Below are 13,310 nucleotides of genomic sequence, written 5' to 3' on the forward strand. Positions count from 1 at the left end.
CCTCGCCCGCGATCAGCAACTGATGGAACGACGGGTCCATGTCGGCCAGGGCGAGCACCATGTGACGTCCGATCCCGATGTCGTGCTCTCGACGGTGCTCGGCAGCTGCGTCGCCATGTGCCTGCGCGATCCCCTGGCCGGGATCGGCGGCATGAACCACTTCCTTCTGCCCGAGGGCGCAGGGGCGGGCACCGACGCGGGGCGTCGCTACGGCGCCTACGCCATGGAGCTGCTGATCAACGACGTGCTGAAGGCGGGCGGTCGCCGCGAGCGCCTGGAAGCCAAGCTGTTCGGCGGCGGCCGCATGTTCGACTCCCTGAAGGACGTGGGCATGTCGAACGCCGATTTCGCGGAACGTTTTCTGGCCGACGAAGGCATTCCCGTCGTCGGCGCCAGCCTGAGGGGCGCCGGGGGGCGTCGACTGCATTACTGGCCGGTGACCGGTCGGGCGCTGCAACGCGCGGTCACGGACGCGGTCGCACCGCGCCCGGCGCCGCCGCCTCCGCCGTCCGTCGACTCCGGCGCGCTGGAGCTGTTCTGATGAACGACTATGACACCAAGGGCTTGCTGACAGCGGTGGCCGCCGAACTGGCCGACATCCGCACCGGTCTGGACGAAGCGGGCGGTCTGGTGGCCGAACTGCTGCGCCTGGCGCCCGCGGAGCAACGTCTGACCTTTCTGACGCGGATGCAGGCCTTTGACGTGTTGAGCCAGAGGGTCGACGCCCTGTCGGGTCTGGCGGGCGCCCTGGCCGCCGATCAGCCGATGGATACGGCGCTGGCCGCCCTGCCTCTGGCCGAGATGGCTGACCGCCTGCGCGAACTGTCGCTGCGGGTGAAGTCGCCGTCGGCCCCGGCTCCCGCCGCCGTGTCCGGCGACCTGCTGCTGTTCGACTGATCCGATGAGCGCCCAAGACCGCGTCAATCTCGAGCAGTCGACCGTCCTGCTGATCGACGACAATCCGCAGGCGCTGGACATGCTCAGCTCCGTCTTCCAGGGCTTCGGGGTCAAGGAACAGATCAAGTGCGCCTCGGCCACGGCCGCCGTGCGCATCATCCAGAACCGCGCGGTCGATCTGATCGTCATCGACTGCTCCGACCCGGAAATGGACAGCTACGCCTTCGCCCGCTGGCTGCGGCGTGAGACCCCGGCGCCCTTGCGCTTCATCCCCATCATGCTGCTGACCGGCCACGCCTCTCAGGCCAAGGTGCAGGAAGGCCGCGACTGCGGCGTCAGCTTCGTGGTGACCAAGCCCCTGACGCCCGCCGTCCTGTTGCGGCGCATCCTCTGGCTGGCGGGAGACGAGCGCGAGTTCGTCGAGAGCGAGAACTACGTCGGACCCGACCGTCGCGTCCGCAACTTCGGTCCGCCGCTGGGCATTCCGGGCCGCCGTCAGGGCGACCTGTCGACTCACGTCGGCGCCGCCGTCGAGGCCAATATGGACCAGTCCGACATCGATATGCTGCTGAAACCCCAGAGGGTCGCGCTATGACCGAAGCCCGCACCCTGAAGATCAAGACCACCCTGGCGCGCCAGATGGCCCAGCCGGGCGGCCGCACAGTGGCCGAGGTCGAGCGTCGCGCCACCGAGCGGCTGGAACGTCACCGCGACGATGTAATGATCACGGTCGCCGGAACCATCACTGAACTGGAGCTGGTCGCCGCCGCCGCCGCGCCGGGCAGCGAGGCCCAGGTTTACAGACTGGCCTCGTCGCTGCTGGATACGGCCGGATTTTTCGACACCGGCCCTCTGTATGACGCCGGCTACAGCCTGTGCGACGTGGCCGATCGAATGCAGACCAGCGGCGCCTGGAGCTGGCCCTCGGTCGGCGTCCACGTCCAGGCCATGCGCCTGATCCTGACGGCGGGCTGCAAGACCGACGCGACCAGCGACGCCCTGCTGGCCGGCCTGCGGTCGGTGGCGGCGAAGACTCGCACCTAAGCCCTTCTCCCCCTTGTGGGAGAAGGTGGCCCGTCAGGGCCGGATGAGGGGTGTCGGCGCGACGGTTGAAATGTCGTGGATCAGACGTTCGGCCTTGATCGGTTGGGCGGTGCTCACACCCCTCATCCGTCAGGCTTCGCCTGCCACCTTCTCCCTCAAGGGGAGAAGGAAGGTTGCTCATCCGTACCGCGCAATCCCCAGATCCGCCGTCTCGATGTCCGGGGTCTGGCCGCTGACGATGTCGGCGATGACGCGGGCCGAGCCGCAGGCCATGGTCCAGCCCAGGGTGCCGTGGCCGGTGTTCAGGAACAGGTTGTCGAACCGGGTCTTGCCTATGACCGGGGTGCCGTCCGGCGTCATCGGCCGCAAGCCGGACCAGTAGCTGGCCGCCTTCAGGTCGCCGGCGCCGGGGAAGAGCGACCCCACCGAATGCTCCAGCGTATTGCGGCGCGGCTCGGGCAGGACGTTGTTGTAGCCCGAGATCTCGGCCATGCCGCCGACGCGGATGCGGTCGCCCAGACGGGTGATGGCCACCTTGTAGCTCTCGTCCATGATGGTCGAGACGGGGGCGGCGGGCTCATTCACTATGGGCGCGGTGATCGAATAGCCCTTCACCGGATAGACCGGCAGGGTCATGCCCAGCGGCTTGACCATCTGCGGCGAATAGGAGCCCAGAGCCAGGACATAGGCGTCGGCCGTGATCCGGCCCCGGCTGGTCTCGACGCCGCTGATCCGGTCCTTGTCGGTGGTCAGGGCGGTGATGGCGGTGTCGTAGAGGAAGGTCACCCCCTCAGCGGCGGCCACGTCGCCCAGGGCATTGGTGAATTTGAAGCAGTCGCCGGTCTCGTCCCTGGGCAGGCGCAAGCCCCCGACGAACAGGTCGCGCGTGGCCGCCAAACCCGGCTCGGCGCGGATGCAGCCGTCCTGATCCAGCACCTCGAACGGCACGCCGCCCTGGCGCAGGACCTCGGTGTCCTTGTAGATGCCGTCCAACTGTTTCTGCGTGCGGAACAGTTGCAGGGTGCCCTGGGTGCGGTGGTCGTATTGCAGGCCCAGCTCGGCGTTCAAGGCGGTCTGCACCGCCTGGCTATAGTCGGCCAGACGCACCATCCGCGCCTTGTTCAGGGCATAGCGGGCCGAGGTGCAGTTGCGCAGCAGGGCCAGCAGCCAGCGCACGGTGGCGACATCGACCTGCGGCTGCAAAATCAGCGGGGCGTGGCGCATGAACAGCCACTTCACCGCCTTGGCCGGGATGCCGGGCGCGGCCCAGGGCGAGGAATAGCCGGGCGAAATCTCGCCGGCGTTGGCGAAGCTGGTCTCCAGCGCCGGGCCGCTCTGGCGGTCGATCACCGTGACCTCGTGGCCCGCCTTGGCCAGATAGTGGGCCGTCGTCACGCCGATGACGCCGGCGCCCAGGACTGCGATCTTCATTGGTCTCGACCTTCAGCGGACAACCCGCGCGATCCCTAGACCAGTTTTTGCGTTTGTCGAGCGTCGCCGGAACGTGTGCGCTGCACCATGTGTGTTTGTTGAAACAGTCGGGCGCGAAGTCGGGGATGGGTGAGCGGAAAAATCCCTCACGTCACACCGTCTGTCTACGTAGCAGGACGCCCCCCAGGGGCGGCAGGCTTCCGGTCTTGCCGGGGTTCACGCTGTCGATGACGGCGAAGCCCTCGGGCGCGGTCCATTCCTGCGCCTCATGACCCAGGTTGAAGGCGGCCAGCAGGGTCTCGTCGCCGCCCTCGCGGGTGAAGGTCAGCACCGGCCCGGTGGTCAGCATCTTCATCTCGCCGATCCGCAGCGCCGGATGGGCGCGGCGCAGGGCCAGGATGCGGCGGGCGGCGTTGAGCATCGACCTGGGGTCGGCGTTCTGGACATCGACCGACAGGGCCGGGTGGCGCGCGTCCACCGGCAGCCAGGGCTCGACGGTGGAGAAGCCGGCGAAGGGCGCGTCCGCCCGCCACGGCATCGGGGTGCGGGCGCCGTCGCGGCCCAGGGTCTGCGGCCAGTTGGCGATGGCTTCCGGGTCGAGCAGCCGCTCGAACGGCACCTCGCCTTGCGGCAGGCCGAGCTCCTCGCCGTAGTAGACGAAGACGTTGCCGCGCAGGGAGACCAGCAGCAGCAGCAGCATCTCGGCCAGGGCCCGCGCGTCGCGACCCTCGGCCCAGCGCGAGACGGCGCGCGGCGCGTCGTGGTTGGAGAAGGCCCACGAAGGCCAGCCCTGGCCCTGAGCGCCCGGCCACATGGCGGCGCCCGCCGCGACCCGTTCGCCGCTCAGGTGTTCAGCGTAGAGGTAGAGGAAGCCATAGGCGCTGTTCAGAAGACCCTCGGCGGTGAAGGCCTTCATCTCGCGGTCGGCGTGGTCCCCGGCGATCTCGGCCACGGTGAAGCGCCTGTCGCCGTAGCTGTCGGTCAGCGCGCGCACCCGCGCCAGGAAGGGCAGGATGTCGGGGGACGACTGGTTGTAGATCTTGTCCTGAAAATCGAAGGGCCGGGTGCGCTTGCCGCCGGGCGGCAGGGGCGGATTGTCCCGCAAGCCGGGGTCGCCGATCATGAAGTTGATCGCGTCGAGTCGGAAGCCGTCCACGCCCCGGTCCAGCCAGAACCGGCCCACGGCCAGCAGGGCGTCCTGCACCGCCGGATGACGCCCGTTCAACTGCGGCTGCTCAGGCAGGAAGTTGTGCTGATAGTACTGGCCGCGCCGCGCGTCCCAGGTCCAGCCCGGCCCGCCGAAGACGGACTGCCAGTTGTTCGGCGGCGAACCGTCGGCCAGGGCGTCGGCCCAGACGTACCAGTCGGCATGAGGGTTGGCGCGGTCCTGACGGCTGGCCTTGAACCACGGATGCTGGTCCGAGGTGTGGGACCAGACCTGATCGAGGATGACCCTCAGCCCCAGGGCGTGCGCCCTGGCCAGCAGGGCGTCGAAGTCGGCCAGGGTCCCGAACACGGGATCGACGTCGCAGTAGTCGGCCACGTCATAGCCGAAGTCCTTCATCGGCGAGGCGTAGAAGGGCGAGATCCACACCGCGTCCACCCCCAGCGAGGCCACGTGATCCAGATGGGCTGTGATCCCCGCCAAATCGCCTATGCCGTCGCCGTTCGCATCGGCGAAGCTGCGTGGATAGATCTGATAGATCACCGCCCCGCGCCACCATTCCCGATGAGGTTCGGACGCCGGCGTCATGGTCAGGACGACCGCGTGGGGTCGGTCAGCGGCTCGCCGAAGTGGCGGTCGCCGTGCAGGTTGGCGGCCAGCGGCGCGGTGGTGCGCTCGATCAGGCGGTGGACGACCGGCTTGTCCGGTCCCTGATGCAGGGCGCGGATGCGTTCGGCGATGTCGGCGTCGGCCTGGGTGATGCGCTGGTTGTGGCGGATGTAGTCCAGCCAGGTCGCGGTCTGGTACTTCTCGACCCAGACATCCGGCTCGGCCAGGTGGCGCAGCAGGCGCCACTGGCGCGCGCCGTCGCGGCGGCGGACGCGGCGGCGATCATCCATCACGGCCAGGAAGGCGTCGATGTCCTCTTCACGGATGCGATAGGCGATGGAGACGACCACCGGCCCGCTGCGCGGTTCGATGGGCAGTTGCGTCTCCGGCTCGGTCCAGCGCCGCAGCAGGTCCATGTTCAGATTGGCGGTCGAGGGCAGGGGCACGCGCAGCCCGATCACCACCGACAGCAGCAGCACCCCGGCGGACAGGCCCAGCGCCGTATCCAGACCCTGGCTCTGGGCCAGCGAGCCCCACAGCCAGCTGCCGCCGGCCATGCCGCCGAAAGCCGCCATCTGATAAAGCGCCAGGGCGCGCGCCACGACCCAGCGCGGCACCGACATCTGCACCGTGACGTTGAAGGTCGACAGCACCAGCACCCAGCCCGCCCCCGCGATCATCAGGGCCGGCAGGGTCAGGATCAGCCAAGGGCTGTAGCCTATGGTCGCCGCCGCGACGGCGAAGGTCAGGCCGGCGACGCGGACCACGGTCTCGGTCTCGTATTTCGCCCTCAGCTTGCCGACGAACAGGGCGCCGCCCACCGCGCCGACGCCGAAGGCGCCGAGCAGCAGGCCGAAGACCAGAGGCCCGCCGCCGCCCTCGCGCGCCACCAGCGGCATCAGGGCCTGAACCGCGCTGGCCCCGACCCCGAAGACCACGGCGCGCAACAGCACCGCCGTCACCCGCGGCGACAGGAAGGCGTAGCGCACGCCGCCCGCCATGGCGGCCAGCAGCCCTTCGCGCGGCAGGGTCTGCTTGGGCCGGTCGGGCTTCCAGCGGAACAGGACGATCAGCAGGCCGATGTAGCTGACGGCGTTGACCGCAAAGGCCGCCGCCGCGCCCGCCGCCGCCACGATCAGGCCGCCGATGGCCGGACCGACGCTGCGGGCCATGTTGAAGCCCATGGAGTTCAGGGTCACGGCCCCGGCCAGATCGCCGCGCGGGACCATGTCGCCGACCGAGGCCTGCCAGGCCGGGCCGTTGAAGGCCACGCCGCAGCCGATCAGGAAGGTGAAGCTGAGCAGCACCCAGGGCGTGATCAGCCCCAGATAGGTCATGACCGCCAGCCCGGCCGAGACCAGCAGCATGAAGGTCTGGGCCGCCAGCATGATCTTGCGCCGGTCCACCGTGTCGGCCAGGGCCCCCGCCGCCAGCGACAGCAGCATGATGGGCAGGGTGACCGAGGCCTGGACCAGGGCCACCATCTGGGCCGAGGCGATGGAGGACATCATCCAGGCGGCGCCGACCGACTGGATCAGACCGCCGAAATTGGTCACCAGGCTGGTGATCCAGACGGCGCGGAAGACCGGATGGTTCAGCGGCGCCAGCGCCCCCGTGCGGACGCGCGGCGGGGTCTCGGGGGCGGTCATGAGGCGGACCGGCTGTGGCGGAAGATCAGGATGGCGGCGCCCGAACGGTGACTGCGGGTTGATGCCCTACTGCACCCCTTTGGCGACGGCTTGGCAAGGCATGGGCTTCATTCAATTCCGCTCACCCCGGCGTCCGCCGGGATGATCGGGAAAGGGGAGGCGCCTATCGGCTCAGCAAGGCGTCCGCCGCCGACTGGTTCAGCCCGGTCTCGCCGGCCATGGCGGGGCCGTTCAGCAGGGCGGCGTCGGGGCGGGGCGGGGCCTTGCGGCCGGTCAGGGCGGTCAGCAGCCGGTCGATCCTCTGGTCGGCCAGATCCTGAAAACTGCAGGCCTCGAAGATGCGGTGAAAGCTGGCGGTCAACGCCTCGGCGTCTATCGGCTCGGCCTGCGTCAGGGCCAGACCCTGCTCGGCGGCGGACAACAGGTGGTCGGCGGCGGCGGCCAGTTCGCGCCGCAACTGATCGATCTCGGCCAAAATCTGCATCGGCGTCATTGGGGGCGTCATGATCAGATCTCGCCCACGACCGAGGTCAGCTTCTGCTTCAGGACCGCCAGGGTGAAGGGCTTGATGACGTAGTTGTTCACCCCGGCCTGTCGCGCGGCGATGACGTTCTCGACCTTGGCCTCGGCGGTGACCATGACGAAGGGGGTCTTCTTCGTGCGCTCCTCGGCGCGGACCTGTTTCAGCAGCTCCAGCCCCGTGACCGGCTGCATGTTCCAGTCCGACAGCACCAGGCCGTAGGTCTTCTCTTTCAGCAGGGCCATGGCCGCCGCGCCGTCAGGGGCGTCGTCGACGTTGACGAAGCCCAGTTGGTTCAGCATCCCACGCACGATCCGCACCATTGACTTGTAGTCGTCCACCACCAGGACGTTCATGCTCTTGTCCGCGGCCATTCTATCCCTCGTTGCACAGGCGCGACCCGCAGGTCGCATGAATGAAGAAGGCGTCGCCCCGGATTTCCAGTGGGCGGCCACACACTCATAGGCTGTGCAAACTTAAGCTTGGCTTAACCGATTTCATCTGATGGTTGCATTCGGGAAGGGCGGCTGAACGGTCGCCCGGATGGGGCGCTCGACTGTGGACGACGTCATCAACGAGTTTGTCGCCGAGGCCCGCGAGGGCATCGAGGCCGTGGACGCCAAGCTGGTCCGCTTTGAGCAGACGCCGGATGACCCGGAACTGCTGGGGGACATCTTTCGCCTGATCCACAGCCTCAAGGGCGGCTCGGGCTTCCTGGGCCTGATGCGGTTGCAGACCGTGACCCACGCCGCCGAGAACGTCCTGGGTCTTTATCGCGACGGGACGCTGGCGGTGGACGCCTCATCCGTTTCGGTCATCCTCCACGCGGTGGACGTGGTCCGGACGGTGATCGAAGGGCTGGCCGATACGGGCGTGGAGCCCGAGGGCGACGACACGGCCCTGATCGGACGGCTGGACCGGATCTATGCGGGGGAGGGCGCGTCGGCCTCGACGGCGGCCAAGCGCCCGCTGCTGGAACGGGTCGGCGGGGAGGCGACGCTGGACGCCGCCTGCGAAGGGGCGCTGGCCATGCTGGTATCGGCGCCGGAAACCGGAGGCCTGTTCGCCGGCATCGACCTGGACCGGTTGCAGGCCGAATGGCGCGGCGTCCTGTGCGACACAGCCCGCGCCACGGCGGCGCCCGGCGCCCTGCAACGCGCCCTGGCCGAGACCTTTGGCGAGGCGATGGGGCCTCATGAACCGACCTTTGTTCAGGCCCTGCGCCAGAACCTGCTGGAACTGGAAGCGGAGGCGGAGGCGGTCGAGGACCTTCTGGCCGCCGCGCCGTCCGCGCCGGTCGAGGCCGAGCCGGTGCGGGGCGACCGCGCCGACCGCGCCGCGTCCGAACCGGCCAAGGGACCGCAGACCATCCGCGTCGGCGTCGATACCCTGGAAGGTCTGATGACCATGGTCAGCGAGCTGGTGCTGATCAGGAACCAGCTGATCCAGACCCTGCGCGACCAGCCCGAGACCCCCTTCGCCGGGCCTCTGCACCGGCTCAATCAGGTGACCAGCGAACTGCAGGAAGGGGTGATGACCACCCGGATGCAGCCGATCAGCGGGGCCTGGGCCAAGCTGCCGCGTCTGGTGCGCGACCTGGCCTCGGACCTGGGCAAGCGTATCGACCTGATCATGACGGGCGAGGACACCGAGCTGGATCGTCAGGTCATGGAGCTGATCCGCGACCCCCTGACCCACATGATCCGCAACGCCGCCGACCACGGGCTGGAAACGCCCGAACAACGCCGCGCGGCGGGCAAGCCCGAGATGGGGCGCATCATCCTGTCGGCCCGGCATGAGGGCGGGGCCATCCTGATCGAGATGGCCGACGACGGGCGCGGCCTGCCCGCCGCCCGCATCCGCGCCAAGGCCCTGGATGTCGGCCTGATCACGCCCGCTCAGGCCGCGGCCATGACCGACGCCGAGGCGCGGCAGCTGATCTTCCTGCCCGGCTTCTCGACCGCGTCGGAGGTGACGGCGGTGTCGGGCCGGGGCGTCGGCATGGACGTGGTCCGCACCAATATCGAGGCCATCGGCGGGGCCATAGAACTGACCTCGGTCGAGGGACAGGGGACGCGCTTCACCATCCGCATCCCGCTGACGCTGAGCATCATCGCCGGCCTGGTGGTCGAATGCTGCGGCGAACGCTTCGCCATGCCCCAGGCCAGCATCATCGAACTGGTGAGCGCCAACGGCACGGCGGGCCGACGCATCGAACAGATCAACGGCGCCGAGGTGCTGCGGCTGCGCGACCGGCTGTTGCCGCTGGTCTCCTTGGGGACCCTGCTGGGGCTGGAGGCGCCCGAGGGGCCGCGCGGCGAGGCCTGCATCGTCGTGGCCCGCGTCGGCGCCTTCACCTTCGGCGTCATCGTCGACCGGGTGTTCGACACCGAGGAGATCGTGGTCAAGCCGACGGCCTCGATCCTGCGTCACCTGAAACTCTATTCCGGGGCCACCATCCTGGGCGACGGCTCGGTCATCATGATCCTGGACTTCAAGGGCATGGCGGTCGAGGCGGGCGCCGGCGCCCTGCTGAACGGCGGGGATGAGGCGATCATCGAGGCGCCGGTCAGCGATGACCGCTCAGAGTCCCTGCTGGTCTTCCGCGCGCCCGACGACGCCTTGAAGGCGGCGCCGCTGGCGGGGGTGGCGCGGATCGAGGAGCTGGAGCCCTCGGCGCTGGAATGGGCCGACGGGCGCTCGCTGATCCAGTATCGCGGCCAGTTGATGCCGGTGCTGTGCGCCGACGGATCGTCCCTGAGCGAGCGGCCCTCGGCCAAGCGGCCGCTGCTGGTCTTCTCGCGCGGCGAGCGCAGCCTGGGTCTGATGGCCGAGGAGATCGTGGACATCGTCGAGGCCGCCGCGACCGCTGAACTGGTCGGATCGTCCACGGGCGTGACCGGCAGCATCGTGGTGGCGGGTCGGGCGACGGAACTGATCGACGTCGACTTCTACTGGCGGCGTTGTGACGGCCTGACCGAGCCGCGCGTCGAGGTCGCCCCGCCCCGGGCCGCCAAACGCCTGCTGGTCGTGGACGAAAGCCCCTTCGTGCGGATGCTGCTCGGCCCGCTGCTGGCCCAGGCCGGTTACGAGGTCGAGGTGGCGCGGGACGCCGAGGCGGCCCTGGTCCTGCACGACGCGGGCGCGGCCTTCGACCTGATCCTGGCCGACACCAGCCATGCGGGACCGGCGGCGCGGCGGATGGCCGTCGCCTTTGGCCGCGCATCGGCCTGGCACACGACGCCGCTGCTCGGCCTGGGCGTCCAGGCGCCACATTCCCTGAATTCGGGCGGCCCGCCGCAGGAAGCCCTGCTGAGCGATGTCGCTGAAGTTCTTTCCGAAACCGGGGCTGAAACCCTGGCCCAAGATCAGGAGGCTGCATGACATCCCCTTCGACCGAAGCGTCCCTGGAAGGCTTTGTCTCTGTTCGCGTCGGCGATCAGATGATCGGCGTCCCCCTGCTGCGGGTTCAGGACGTGATCGCCCCGGTGCGGATCGACCGGGTGCCGCTGGCGCCGTTCGAGGTGGCGGGGTCGCTGAACCTGCGCGGGCGCATCATCACGGCGGTGGATATGCGGCGTCGGCTGCGCCTGCCCCCACGCGAGAACGGCCAGCCGCACATGAGCGTCATCGTCGAGCGCGGCGGCGAGCTTTACGCCCTTCAGGTCGAGGATGTCGGGGACGTCCTGTGGCTGGACCGCGCGGCCAGGGAGCCTCTGCCTGTCACCCTGGCGCCCGAATGGCGCGAGCTGTGCGACGGCCTGTACCGCCACGACGACGCCTCTCTGCTGATCCTCAACATCGAACAGACCTTCACCCTGTCCGCCCCGTCGGCCGTTGCGGCCTGAACCGACCTTCTAGGAGCCTGCCATGTCGCGCACCGCCGTTGCTGAACAGCTGGACGACCTGATCGAGGCGTCGGACCCCGACGCCTTCGCTCGCACGGTGGTCCGTTCGACCTCCGCCGCCCTGATGATGGTCGATCGCGATCTGACCATCGTCGATCTGAACGACGCCACCCGCGCCCTGCTGAAGGCCAATGAGGCGGCCTTCGCCCGCGCCTTCCCCGGCGTGTCGCTGGATCGGATGATCGGCACGTCCATCGACGTCTTCCACAAGGACCCGGCGCATCAGCGCGCCATGCTGGCCCAACCCCTGGCCCGGCCGCACATCGCCGAGATCAGCGTCGGCGACCTGCGCTTCGCCCTTCGGGTCATGTCGGTGACGGACGCGGTCGGCGACTACGTCGGCAATGTGCTGGAGTGGAACGACGTCACCGAGCTACGCAAGCATACGGGGATGCTGGAGGCCCTGAGCAAGGCCCAGGCCGTGATCGAGTTCGGTATGGACGGTACGATCCAGCACGCCAACGGCAACTTCCTGGCCACGGTCGGCTATCGGCTGGACGAGATCGTCGGGCGTCATCACTCCATGTTCGTCGATCCCGCAGAGGTGCAGTCCGGCGCCTATCGCGCCTTCTGGGAAAAGCTGGGGCGGGGCGAGTATGACGCCGGGCAGTACAAGAGGGTGGGCCAGGGGGGACGCGAGGTCTGGATTCAGGCCAGCTACAACCCGATCCTCGACGCGCGCGGCGCCCCGTTCAAGGTGGTGAAGTACGCCGTCGACATCACCGACCAGAAGCTGGCCACGGCCAACTTCGAGGGCCAGATCGCGGCCATCACAAAGGCCCAGGCGGTGATCGAGTTCGCCATGGACGGCTCGATCCTGGACGCCAACGACAACTTCCTGTCGGCGGTCGGCTATCGCCGCGACGAGGTCGTGGGCCGTCACCACAGCCTGTTCATCGAGCCGGGCCAGGATCGCTCGCCCGACTACATGGCCTTCTGGGACAAGCTGCGGCGCGGGGACTACGACGCGGGCCAGTACCGCCGTTTCGGCAAGGGCGGACGCGAGATCTGGATCCAGGCCAGCTACAACCCCATCCTTGATCTGAGCGGCAAGCCCTTCAAGGTGGTCAAGTACGCCACCGACATCACCGCCCAGAAACAGGTGGCGGCGCGGGTGACGGAAATCTCGGGCATCGTCGCCTCGGCGGCCTCGCAGATGCGGGCGACCGCTGAGGGCATGGCCGGCACGGCGGAGGAAACTACGCGTCAGGCCGGGGCCGTGACGGCGGCGGCCGAAGTCACCTCGGTCAACGTCCAGACCGTGTCCTCGGCGGGCGAGGAACTGACCGCCTCCATCGCCGAGATCGCCCGTCAGGTGGCGGAATCCAGCAGCATCTCCCAGCACGCGGTGATCGAGGCCGACCGCACCAGCGAATCGATCCGCACCCTGGCCGAGGCGGCGCAGAAGATCGGCAACGTCGTCACCCTGATCAACGACATCGCCGGCCAGACCAAGCTCCTGGCCCTGAACGCCACCATCGAGGCGGCGCGGGCGGGCGAGGCGGGCAAGGGCTTCGCCGTGGTGGCGTCCGAGGTGAAGAGCCTGTCGGATCAGACGGCGCGGGCCACGCACGAAATCTCGTCCCAGGTCTCGGCCATGCAGTCGGCGACCCAGACCTCGGTCGGGGCCATCGGCAGCATCACCGACACCATCCGCAAGGTCGCCGACATCGCCTCGGCTATCGCCGGGGCGGTCGAGGAACAGTCCGCCGCCACCCGCGAAATCGCCGCCAACGTGACCCAGGTGGCCGAGGGCACGCGCCAGGTCTCGACCAGTATCGCCGGGGTCAACGCCGCCGCGGTCCAGACCAGCGACGCCTCGTCCGAACTGCTCAACGCCTCAGGCGAACTGGCCCGCCAGGCCGAGGCTCTGACGGCGGAAATGGATCGTCTCGCCGCCGCCTGAGCCCCTGTGGGCGGCGACCGGACGAGGGGGCGAAGGCGGCAGGCCCCGCCTTCGCCCCTTGAGTCGTTTTCTTTCCTCCCTGTCGCGCAGCGATGGGGAGGTGGCGCGGGCGCGCAGCGGCCGTGACGGAGGGGGCGACTCAATGGTCGCTATTGTGTGTGATTGAGGTCAGGGCGGCGTC

At 69.0% G+C, this 13,310-nt stretch carries 12 protein-coding genes; 7 read left to right on the plus strand and 5 right to left on the minus strand.

The genetic code is table 11. From position 1 onward, the window contains the following. Positions 1-22 precede the first annotated feature (22 nt). The 4 genes from ACOZBP_RS12225 to ACOZBP_RS12240 are packed head-to-tail and all read left to right on the plus strand — an operon-like array spanning position 23 to position 1,941. On the plus strand, positions 23-541 hold the full coding sequence (locus ACOZBP_RS12225; RefSeq protein WP_422676823.1) for a chemotaxis protein CheD: 519 nt from the start codon (positions 23-25) through the stop codon (positions 539-541). Further along, positions 541-897: a hypothetical protein gene (locus ACOZBP_RS12230; protein ID WP_422676712.1), complete on the plus strand. Its 357-nt coding sequence runs from the start codon at positions 541-543 to the stop codon at positions 895-897. The genes ACOZBP_RS12225 and ACOZBP_RS12230 overlap by 1 nt, the downstream gene beginning before the upstream one ends. A gap of 4 nt (positions 898-901) precedes the next feature. Continuing rightward, positions 902-1,492 carry a response regulator gene (locus tag ACOZBP_RS12235; RefSeq protein ID WP_422676713.1) on the plus strand — a complete coding sequence of 197 codons (591 nt, stop codon included), beginning with the start codon at positions 902-904 and terminating at the stop codon, positions 1,490-1,492. Continuing rightward, positions 1,489-1,941 (plus strand): chemotaxis protein CheE, encoded by a 453-nt coding sequence (locus ACOZBP_RS12240; protein ID WP_422676714.1) that lies wholly within the window; start codon positions 1,489-1,491, stop codon positions 1,939-1,941. The genes ACOZBP_RS12235 and ACOZBP_RS12240 overlap by 4 nt, the downstream gene beginning before the upstream one ends. A 177-nt stretch (positions 1,942-2,118) precedes the next feature. On the opposite strand, the gene ACOZBP_RS12245 is transcribed toward ACOZBP_RS12240, so the two are convergent. From ACOZBP_RS12245 to ACOZBP_RS12265, 5 genes are all read right to left on the minus strand, one after another. Beyond that, a complete protein-coding gene (locus ACOZBP_RS12245; RefSeq protein ID WP_422676715.1) occupies positions 2,119-3,372 on the minus strand; it encodes a D-amino acid dehydrogenase in 1,254 nt (417 codons plus the stop codon). Between the two features lie 151 nt (positions 3,373-3,523). After that, positions 3,524-5,125 (minus strand): alpha-glucosidase, encoded by a 1,602-nt coding sequence (locus ACOZBP_RS12250; protein WP_422676716.1) that lies wholly within the window; start codon positions 5,123-5,125, stop codon positions 3,524-3,526. Between the two features lie 2 nt (positions 5,126-5,127). After that, positions 5,128-6,795 carry an MFS transporter gene (locus ACOZBP_RS12255; protein ID WP_422676717.1) on the minus strand — a complete coding sequence of 556 codons (1,668 nt, stop codon included), beginning with the start codon at positions 6,793-6,795 and terminating at the stop codon, positions 5,128-5,130. Positions 6,796-6,958: 163 nt separating this feature from the next. Then, positions 6,959-7,300 carry a hypothetical protein gene (locus tag ACOZBP_RS12260; RefSeq protein WP_422676718.1) on the minus strand — a complete coding sequence of 114 codons (342 nt, stop codon included), beginning with the start codon at positions 7,298-7,300 and terminating at the stop codon, positions 6,959-6,961. A 2-nt stretch (positions 7,301-7,302) separates the two neighbouring features. Further along, entirely contained in the window at positions 7,303-7,689 is a 387-nt protein-coding gene (locus ACOZBP_RS12265; protein ID WP_292084241.1) for a response regulator, read from the minus strand. Positions 7,690-7,858: 169 nt separating this feature from the next. Here ACOZBP_RS12265 and ACOZBP_RS12270 point away from each other — a divergent pair, with 169 nt between their 5' ends. Genes ACOZBP_RS12270 through ACOZBP_RS12280 form a run of 3 tightly spaced genes read left to right on the plus strand, consistent with a single transcriptional unit; the run spans position 7,859 to position 13,129 of the window. Beyond that, complete coding sequence (locus tag ACOZBP_RS12270; RefSeq protein WP_422676719.1) at positions 7,859-10,699, plus strand: hybrid sensor histidine kinase/response regulator; 2,841 nt, start codon at positions 7,859-7,861, stop codon at positions 10,697-10,699. Then, entirely contained in the window at positions 10,696-11,163 is a 468-nt protein-coding gene (locus tag ACOZBP_RS12275; protein ID WP_422676720.1) for a chemotaxis protein CheW, read from the plus strand. The genes ACOZBP_RS12270 and ACOZBP_RS12275 overlap by 4 nt, the downstream gene beginning before the upstream one ends. 22 nt (positions 11,164-11,185) lie before the next feature. After that, positions 11,186-13,129, plus strand: coding sequence for a PAS domain S-box protein (locus ACOZBP_RS12280; RefSeq protein WP_422676721.1), 1,944 nt, complete (start codon positions 11,186-11,188; stop codon positions 13,127-13,129). Positions 13,130-13,310 lie beyond the last annotated feature (181 nt).

It is taken from the genome of Brevundimonas sp. NPDC058933 (assembly GCF_049315965.1).
Taxonomy (GTDB): domain Bacteria; phylum Pseudomonadota; class Alphaproteobacteria; order Caulobacterales; family Caulobacteraceae; genus Brevundimonas.